The sequence below is a fragment of the Muribaculum sp. genome (assembly GCF_029051885.1).
GTDB lineage: Bacteria > Bacteroidota > Bacteroidia > Bacteroidales > Muribaculaceae > Muribaculum.
This window is the reverse complement of sequence record NZ_JAIDKI010000039.1, coordinates 1-7310: the sequence shown is the minus strand read 5'-3', so window position 1 is coordinate 7310 and position 7310 is coordinate 1. Positions and strand designations below refer to the sequence as shown.

Sequence of the window (7310 nt, the reverse complement as noted above, 5' to 3'; positions counted from 1 at the left end):
CTTATTAAAAAATGACAATTAATTTTGTATATATTGCAGGTTGATGTAAATTTGGAGTGAAATTGCCGGAAATGCACTTGCGGCTTTAATAAAAGATAAATTACCTTAACATAACATAAAAACATGAGCGATATTACCGAAGTGTTCCTTAAGGTCATCGGCCAGTATGGAAGCGTAGATATAGCTGATGCTGAATTTAAAAAGATGATTCATGAGGATCCGGAGTTACGTAGCGAGTATCGCGAATGGTGCGACGCGGTAGGCTCCTCGGAGAAGAACGGCTTTCTCGATTACTGCGAGGAATATCTTGACAACCAGAGTTCGATTTATGACACACTTACCGACGATGATATCGAGTTGTAATGCAGAGACCATGTCGTCGCGCCGTCTTCCGGCAGAGTGGGAGCGTCAGGGCGCTGTGCTCCTGTCATGGCCTCACGAGGATACCGACTGGGCACCTATGCTTGACGAGGTCAGAGAGTGCTTCACGGAGATAGCCCGGGCTATTGCCGATGAGCAGACACTGATAATCGTGGCTCCTGACACAGCTCCGGCGCGCAAGGCCCTTGAGCGGCATCCGCATGCCGAGAGGATACTCTATCTGGAATGTCCCACCAACGATACGTGGGCCCGTGACTTCGGCGCCATTTCTGTGGAGACGCCTGAAGGCTGGGAGATTACCGACTTCAAGTTTAATGGCTGGGGGCTTAAGTTTGCTGCCGACCGCGACAATCTCATCACACGGCGTATGGTCGAGGCCGGCCTGTTGCGTGGCACGTATGTCAACCGTCTGGGCTTTGTGCTTGAGGGTGGCAGCATCGAGAGCGACGGGTGCGGCACTATGCTTACCACCTCCGAGTGTCTGCTGTCGCCCAACCGCAATGGCGACCTGTCGCGCGCAGAAATCGAGGCGCGTCTGAAGGAGTATTTCGGCCTGAAGCAAGTATTGTGGCTCGACCATGGCTATCTTGAAGGTGACGATACCGACAGCCATATCGACACGCTCGCGCGTATGGCTCCCGACGATACGATACTGTATGTCGGGTGTGATGACGAGTCCGACCCCCACTATCCGGCCCTTCAGGCTATGAAGAGCCAGCTGATGGAGATGCGCACTCCGCAGGGTATGCCCTATAATCTTATCGAGCTGCCGTGGCCCGACGCCATATACGACGAGGAGGGCAACCGACTGCCGGCCACTTATGCCAACTTCCTTATAATGAACGATACGATTCTCATGCCGTCGTACGGGCAGCCGCGCCACGATGAGCTTGCCGCCAGAACGGTGCGCATATCCTTTCCCAACCACAAGGTAAGGTGTATAGACTGCCGTCCGCTGATCAAGCAGCATGGCTCGCTCCACTGTGTGACCATGCAGCTGCCGGCCGATGTATTGCCGGTATGAGTATGTCGCTGACATATCACAATGTGGCTGATGTATCCAAATCATAACCATCAAAACCTATGAACGAAAAATCCATATTGCGTGTAGGCCTTATCCAGCAGGCGAATAACGGAGATATTGCCGGCAACCGCGAGCGTCTTTGTGCTAAGATGCGCCGGTTGGCTGCGGATGGCGCACAGCTTATCGTAAATCAGGAACTGCATGATTCGCTCTATTTCTGCCAGACGGAGTCGACCGATATGTGTGATCTTGCAGTAGCCATCCCCTCGGATGTCACCGAGACGTATTCTGCTCTTGCCGCAGAGCTCGGGGTGGTCATCGTGACCTCTCTATTCGAGCGTCGCGCTCCGGGGCTTTATCACAACACGGCGGTCGTGTTTGAGACCGACGGAAGTGTGGCCGGCATGTACCGTAAGATGCATATACCCGACGATCCGGCATACTACGAGAAGTTTTATTTTACTCCGGGCGACCTTGGATTTGAGCCTATCGACACTTCGGTAGGGCGTCTGGGTGTGCTCGTATGCTGGGACCAGTGGTATCCTGAGGCAGCACGCCTGATGGCCTTGCGGGGAGCGGAGATTCTGATATATCCCACTGCCATAGGATGGGAGAGCACTGATACGGCACAGGAGAAGGAGCGTCAGCGCGAAGCCTGGACTGTAGTGCAGCGCGGGCATGCCGTGGCCAACGGACTGCCTCTCGTAGCCGTCAACCGTGTTGGGCATGAACCCGACCCGTCGGGTGCCACCAACGGCATACAGTTCTGGGGCTCGTCGTTTGTGGCCGGACCGCAGGGCGAACTGCTGTTTAGAGCATCGGACAGCGAGGAGGTTGTGGAGATTGTCGACATCGACATGCATCGCTCAGAGCAGGTGCGCCGGTGGTGGCCGTTCCTTCGCGACCGCCGCATCGATGCCTACCAGGGGCTCGACCGCCGCTATCTGGTGTGATGGATTCTCAATGTAGAGAAATTCACTACATTAGTATATAGTATTATAATGTCAGCCCGACACAGGCTCCGCTATCGGCGGATGATTCTGTGTCGGGCTGATGTTGTTTTGTGGAAATCGTCTCGTTGGCTGATAATCAGCGCAGCACTGTGAATGTGACCGGAGCCGATGATGTGTGGCGGATGCCGTCGGTAGTGAGAATCGAGGCCGTGTATGTGCCGTCGTCTACCGGATTGTCGTTGAGGTCGCGCATATTCCACTCCCATGTTTCCTCTCCTGCGGCAACTTTAGTGTTGGCCACGGTGTGGCCGTTGCGGTCTGTTATCAGAATAGTGATTTCAGGGTCGGTAGAGAGATAGGTGTGTGTCAGACGGAAGGATGCTTTTTCGCGCGCCACCGCGGTAAGGCACTCAAGGGATGCCGATACGTCGGCTGATACATATTCAAAGGTAACGTCGCACTCACTGCGGTTGCCGGCGTTGTCGCTCACGCTCAGAGTGGCGGTGTGGCGTCCGTCGATAAGATTTCCTACCGGCATGGATATCACTGCTGTACCGTCGGTCTGCGGCATACAGTATACGGCGACATTGTCGAGTATCTTTCCATCGACCCACATATGCATTGCAGTCTCGAGGGATGCCGCTCCTGTGGCTATTCCCGATCGGTCGGCTCCGACTACGGCATAAAGCATGTCGGTGGGTGCTGTGACGATATTTTCTTTGTTTCCGGCATAGAACTCAATTATGGCTGGAGCCTCAGTATCGTCGGTCGTGTCGGGAGTCTCGGCCGACACGGTGAGTCCGTCAAGTTCGCCTGATGCCGCATTAGAGGTGTCGGCGGTCTCGGCATATACAGTAAGGCGAATCGATTTGCCGGCTCCCTGCCGCGGTATGATTACAGTGGCCTCATATTTTCCTCGGGTGACTTCGGCGGCAACAGTCGCTATCGGTATTGAGCCGCATATGTATGTCACTCCCTTGGCATTTGAGTCGCGTATGCCGCGTGTCACCTGCGGGATGTTTTCAAGATTGACACGTATCATGGCCTTTCCGTCAAAGTCGGCGATGCATTCTCCGAGAGTGTCGCATATCGTGCCGCTTACTTTGAATGGTGTCAGAGGTGTGATTTCGGTCGACTGATTGTCATCGGCAAGCTCGATTGTCGCATTGTATTCGGGGAAGCGTAGCGGCAGTTCGGGATCTCCGAGAAGATTGCGGTTGAGGTCGTTGATGGAGTAGCGGGTACTGTTCATGTGGTACTTGATACACTCGTTGCGTATATTCAGCCACAGTTCGCCTAACGTGATGCTTTTCTTTATTCCGGCGATATGACGCCCGATGATTGTGTGGGCGTTTTCATTGCCCCTGGCCCACGACTCGCGTGCGTAGGCTATATTGGCTATGGATGCGTTGGGCGCAAGCAGCGATTTCACTCCGAGAGTTGATTTCACACCGTCGAAATGACCGAGATTGCAGGTGCTTAAAATCATTATCGGCATAGACTCGTTGGTCCATCTTAGAGTCTCTTGCGAGGAGATGCCATACTTTCCGGTGGCAAACCCGTCGTATGCGGAGTGGCCGATATAATGTATGAATCCCAGGCCTTCGTGTACATGCCGGCGTATTGAGCTGTTGAGCTGCGGCGAGGTGGTGGTGTAGTCGTCGGGAAAGAAATCGACATAATTCTTTATGGTTATGTCGCCCTGCCGTGATGCGATTTCCTTTGCCACGGTGTCGATATTTTCAGGATACTGTCCCTCGTCGACATTGTCGGCTATGTAGATATGGCTGTTGGCCGCGCGTTGCCAGTGGGGTGTGGTGATGAAGCGTCGGATTTTGTCGTTGACAACCATTGCCTGAGAGGCGGTGTGCACCGGTATGCGTCCCACTGCAATCAGCGGATACTGGTGCCAGATTGTATTGGGGTTGTAGTTGTCGGCGACCATTGCGAAGTAGCTGTCGGCACAGTATGACTGCGACGAGCTGTACATGTATGCGTCCTGTGAGCACTCACGCACAGGGAGTATGGGCATGGAGTGGGTGATATGGCGCATATCCTGCGAGCCGGCTCCGTAAAGCAGCAGCGAGCGCAGTTTATGGGGAGCACGGTCGTAGTGCATTTTTACAAATCGGCGTATCGCCATTGCCGAGAATGCTCCGGAGGAGAATTCGTTGTATATCTCTTCGGCATCGGCTACGAGCACATCGATGCCCTGCTCCTTGCGGTGGATTTCGGCGAGCTCCTCAGCTTGCGTGTGTAGGGCGCCGAGGGTTACTATGAGCATGTGAGGAGTGGGGGAGGCATGCAGATTCTGGTTTTTCAGAGCGGCATCGGAGATTTCCGGCTCATAGAGTTGCGCTTTCGGGTCGAACAATATGATGGTGGCCGTAGTTGACGAGGGGGTAATCTCTGAGTTTTCTATGCGGTAGGGCCGAACAGCCTCTGCCGACGACACATCCCAGGCAAGCGCGCCGTCGGGGAGATTAATCAGTCTCATGTTCTGTCCTGACTGTACGGATGCAAACATGCGCCGCTGCGGGTCGCTGCCGAGAGTGTTGAGTCGGGTGTAGGATATCGCCGCATGGTCCATGGCCGCGAACGAACTGCCCGGGCGTGGATTTTTAAGGCTGATATTGATATGGACAGTGTCGGTATCAGTCAGCGACCGGTCGAGGGTGAAGTCGGTGTATCCTGTGCGGCGTACGAGCGAAGATGGGTTTGAGATGCCGAGACCGGTTGCTGTGCGCACTATTGCCTGTGGTGAGATTGCTACCGTTATCGAATCGTTCTCTTCCGATACCCATGCGTATCCGAGTCGTAGTGTGCTTGAAAAGTCGGCGTCGGCTATCGGAAAACGATAGGATGTGGGAGTGTGGCTTTCAAGCATTGTGTCAAACCACCGCTCACCGAGGGATTCATAGCTCTGCAGCTCGCGGTTTTCGGTGTAGGCCGCTATGTGGGTTTCGATGGCTCTTGAGTTATGTCTGTAGGGTATCTGTTCAGCATCATACTCTGTGGGCGGGGTGTCGGTCAGGAAGTAGTATCCATCGAATGTGTATGGATTGTAGGCTATATTGGCCGTCATGCCCGACATGGTGATTTTCTCGCCTGCATGGCCGTAGAAAATCAGTTTTCCATCGGTGTGTACCGACATCTGCCTGGGCAGGTCGTCGGGGAGGGCGGTCGAGAATCTGTCGTCGCGGAACATGGCGCCGCCATAGCCGTATACGGCAACTTTCTCAGGATTGTCAAATCCGAGCGCCAGGAGTGTCGAGTCGGATATCTGCTGTATGCCGGTGTGGCTCACCTTTACCTTTACCCATTTACCTGACGCCAGAATAGAGGATTGGGCATAATATGAGTTGTCATGAGCGGAGACTGCTGTGGTCGACAGTAGGAAGGCTGCAATGAAGGCGATAATAGTACGATGGCTCATCCGTGGGTACAGGTGGGTTGGTGTTGAAAAAATTCGTAAAGACGATTGACATCCGTTGTGGCAGAGGTAGGCAATATAATTGCTCTGCCGATAAATTGGATAGCGGTGGCGGCTATTCTTCTGTGTCGCCTTTATTTTATATTGAACGAAAGCAATGTCGTGCCGTTGATTCCTCCCTCCCAGTGTGTGTCGAGCGAAGGGTTGTCCATCGGCGAGAATATGCACAGACCTATTATATCGCCCATCTTCAATGTGGCGAATTCGCTAACTCTCTCGATTATGGCCGGAGCAAGGTCAAGCTGTCGGTCCAGCGTAATATTTCCCGCGGGGGTGGATACCTCAATATTTCCATCGGCGGGGAGTGGCATCCAGTCGCCTATGATGAATGCCCCGTCGAATGCGTCGAGCAGGCCGTTGGCATGGTCATGAGGTACAGGCCTCGGCATTACACCGATTGTAATGGCGTCGAAATACCTGGCGGCGAATTTGGCGCCGATACAGTGGCCGAGCCGCGAGATACGCAGAGCCAGCACTGTCTCCAGTCGCCATCCGGGTGCGAATGGTGGAATGAACCACGGACGTCCTGTGCGCAGAATGGCGGAGTCGGGGACTACAGTCACCGGCGTGGCAGAGTCGAAGGGGGCGTCGGGGCGCCTCATGCTTACCACCGCTTTCATGATTCAAGCGAGTTTTTAAGTTCGAGTCTGTTGTACATTACCGCCAGATGTGCATATATGGATGTATTGGTAATGACGATTCCTTCAGGAGCTGTGATGCGGAAGGGTGTGAAGTTCCACAGCGCCTTTATTCCGGCGTCGACCATTGCGTCGCATACCTCCTGGGCTACATGAATCGGTACGGCAATGATGCCTATTTCGGCCTTTAGCGACGGGATAAGCTGGGCAAAGCGGTTCATGTCGTAAATGGGCACTCCGCATATGGCCGTGTCGACTACATCGGGATTGATATCGAATCCGGCTACTATGCGCAGACCGTAGTTAACCAGTCCGGAATCCTGTATGAGCGATGCCCCGAGGCTGCCTACACCTATCATCACGGCGTTGTGTCCACGCTTGAATCCGAGGAAATCCTGGAGCTCATGCTCAAGGACGGCAACCTCGTATCCTATGCGAGTCTTGCCTCTTATGTTGAGAAATGACAGGTCTTTGGCTATCATCGAAGCGTCTACGTTGATTTCTTTTGAAATCTGGGTCGATGATACATAGTCGACTCCTCGCTCTTTCAGCAGCCCTACATAAGCGAGATACCATGGCAGACGGCGCAGCGTGGGCTCGGGGAGCTCACGCAATGTTGCCTGTGATTGTATTTGTATATTTTCGCTCACGTTGATGTATCTGTATTTTCGGCTGCAAAATTACGAATTTTTTTGCCGATTTTCTATCATTCGGGCGATGAAAAGCATTAATAGCATGTTTAATAGCTTGTTTAATAATAAATGTTGCCGCCAGGGTCGTATAGCTTGAGACGATTTTCGATATGTGACGAAGGAGTGTAC

General features: G+C 53.4%; 7 protein-coding genes. 3 read left to right on the top strand and 4 right to left on the bottom strand.

What is annotated here, in order from left to right; translation table 11 throughout:
• Positions 1–123 precede the first annotated feature (123 nt).
• The 3 genes from K2I50_RS01850 to K2I50_RS01840 are packed head-to-tail and all read left to right on the top strand — an operon-like array spanning position 124 to position 2358.
• Complete coding sequence (locus K2I50_RS01850) at positions 124–363, top strand: hypothetical protein (RefSeq protein ID WP_068960120.1); 240 nt, start codon at positions 124–126, stop codon at positions 361–363.
• On the top strand, positions 347–1405 hold the full coding sequence (locus K2I50_RS01845) for an agmatine deiminase family protein (RefSeq protein ID WP_301024551.1): 1059 nt from the start codon (positions 347–349) through the stop codon (positions 1403–1405). The genes K2I50_RS01850 and K2I50_RS01845 overlap by 17 nt, the downstream gene beginning before the upstream one ends.
• A 59-nt stretch (positions 1406–1464) precedes the next feature.
• Positions 1465–2358, top strand: coding sequence for a carbon-nitrogen hydrolase (locus K2I50_RS01840; RefSeq protein WP_301024550.1), 894 nt, complete (start codon positions 1465–1467; stop codon positions 2356–2358).
• Between the two features lie 136 nt (positions 2359–2494).
• Here K2I50_RS01840 and porU read toward each other — a convergent pair whose 3' ends face one another.
• The 4 genes from porU to K2I50_RS01820 all read right to left on the bottom strand — a co-directional run.
• Positions 2495–5794, bottom strand: a complete 3300-nt coding sequence (gene porU / locus K2I50_RS01835) for a type IX secretion system sortase PorU (RefSeq protein WP_301024549.1) — start codon at positions 5792–5794, stop codon at positions 2495–2497.
• 131 nt (positions 5795–5925) lie between these two features.
• Positions 5926–6471: a hypothetical protein gene (locus K2I50_RS01830; RefSeq protein ID WP_301024548.1), complete on the bottom strand. Its 546-nt coding sequence runs from the start codon at positions 6469–6471 to the stop codon at positions 5926–5928.
• On the bottom strand, positions 6468–7139 hold the full coding sequence (locus tag K2I50_RS01825; RefSeq protein ID WP_301024547.1) for a redox-sensing transcriptional repressor Rex: 672 nt from the start codon (positions 7137–7139) through the stop codon (positions 6468–6470). Before K2I50_RS01825 ends, K2I50_RS01830 begins: the two co-directional genes overlap by 4 nt.
• The coding region (locus K2I50_RS01820; protein WP_301024546.1) for a hypothetical protein at positions 7096–7310 on the bottom strand (215 nt) is incomplete at its 5' end. The genes K2I50_RS01825 and K2I50_RS01820, both read right to left, overlap by 44 nt.

What these genes read in the sequence shown, in the direction of transcription:
- K2I50_RS01850 (WP_068960120.1), top strand. Translation starts at nt 124, where the DNA reads ATGAGCGATATTACCGAAGTGTTCCTTAAGGTCATCGGCCAGTATGGA.
- K2I50_RS01845 (WP_301024551.1), top strand. Translation starts at nt 347, where the DNA reads ATGATATCGAGTTGTAATGCAGAGACCATGTCGTCGCGCCGTCTTCCG.
- K2I50_RS01840 (WP_301024550.1), top strand. Translation starts at nt 1,465, where the DNA reads ATGAACGAAAAATCCATATTGCGTGTAGGCCTTATCCAGCAGGCGAAT.
- porU (WP_301024549.1), bottom strand. Translation starts at nt 5,794, where the DNA reads ATGAGCCATCGTACTATTATCGCCTTCATTGCAGCCTTCCTACTGTCG.
- K2I50_RS01830 (WP_301024548.1), bottom strand. Translation starts at nt 6,471, where the DNA reads ATGAAAGCGGTGGTAAGCATGAGGCGCCCCGACGCCCCCTTCGACTCT.